The sequence below is a fragment of the Serratia sp. HNCC26DJ206 genome, from assembly GCF_057180605.1.
This window is the reverse complement of record NZ_JBXUGP010000131.1, coordinates 1-613: the sequence shown is the minus strand read 5'-3', so window position 1 is coordinate 613 and position 613 is coordinate 1. Positions and strand designations below refer to the sequence as shown.

The window sequence follows — 613 nt, the reverse complement described above, 5'->3', positions numbered from 1 at the left end:
GCCGAGTATCGTGAATGACGAAACCCAGGCTTACAGTGCCCAACTGAGAACCCTGAATGAGAGCGTGGATGCGCTGAAGAAAAGCCTGTCGCTGGCGGAAAACGAGGTACAGCTTTCTGCGCCCCTGGCCAAAAAAGGCCTGGTGTCGGAGGTGGAAATCCTGCGTCTGCGCAGGCAGGCGAATGAGTTCCAGTTGCAGATTGCCGAACGCACCAACCGTTTCCGCTCGGATGCCAACAGCGAACTGAACAAGCTGGAGTCCGAGCTGGCCCAGGCTGAGGAAATTTTGCGTGGCCGCGAAGATGTGATGCAGCGCACCACGATTGTTGCCCCGGTGCGCGGCACGGTCAATAACATCCGCACCACCACCCGGGGTGGGGTGATCCAGCAGGGGGCGGAAATCATGACGATTATTCCGCTGGAAGATAACCTGCTGGTCGAGGCCCAGGTTAAACCGGCCGACGTGGCCTTTATTCACCCGGGTTTGCCTGCCACGGTCAAAATCACCGCGTACGACTATGCCATTTACGGTGGGTTGAGCGGCGTGGTGGAGCATATCAGTTCCGACACCCTGGTGGATGAAGAGAAAGCCCGTTCTGGCCGCGGGGATTCT

The 613-nt window shown here is 58.4% G+C and carries 1 protein-coding gene; it reads left to right on the top strand.

Annotated features, from left to right (window positions below; genetic code table 11):
* Positions 1-613 (top strand): beta-barrel domain-containing protein (locus AC2A1E_RS24265; protein WP_484385886.1); only part of this gene is annotated, 613 nt, incomplete at both ends.